This is a genomic window from Vibrio sp. 2304, assembly GCF_033339475.1.
Classification (GTDB): domain Bacteria; phylum Pseudomonadota; class Gammaproteobacteria; order Enterobacterales; family Vibrionaceae; genus Vibrio; species Vibrio alginolyticus.
In genome coordinates this window covers 1-557 of the sequence record NZ_JAWOUQ010000112.1, presented here as the reverse complement: position 1 = coordinate 557, position 557 = coordinate 1, and the positions used below count along the sequence as shown (strand labels likewise).

The window sequence follows — 557 nt, the reverse complement described above, 5'->3', positions numbered from 1 at the left end:
CTTGATAGACGGAATTTTAGATGTTTCCATTGAACAAAAAGAAAAGTTATATAATAGGGATTCCACATATCCATTAGAATTTTCCATAAAGTTGATTAATGACAACAATTTAAGAAATGATGAAGTTTGGGATTTGACTAGTGGAGATGAGATTTATTTCATTAAATCAAACAATACTCAATTTGGACAAATTAAACTTATTGAAGATACTGGAAGTGGAGGATCTACAGGTACTGGAGGAGGAACTACAACATATTCAAGTATTGTAATTACTAATATACAAATAGTTGAAGATAAGAATAACGGAAAAACTTTATATAATGAGCCTAATCCAACATTTTCAAACAATATGTTGAATATATATATTGGGCAAGGGGAAAAGAAAGTAAATATAACATTAACTTTAGATAAGAAATATAATGATTTAAATATATCTTTAGGAAATTCACCAATAAGTATAGGTGATAATGAAACAACTGTTAATTTAAATAATGTTGAACTAAATAACAAAGCAACTATTACAATCAGTATAGGCTACAAAGCAAACAATACAGAAA

1 protein-coding gene is annotated in these 557 nt (G+C 26.9%); it reads left to right on the top strand.

Going from position 1 to position 557, the window contains the following annotated elements; translation table 11 throughout:
• The coding region (locus tag R7P64_RS24520) for a hypothetical protein (protein ID WP_318124236.1) at positions 1 to 557 on the top strand (557 nt) is incomplete at both ends.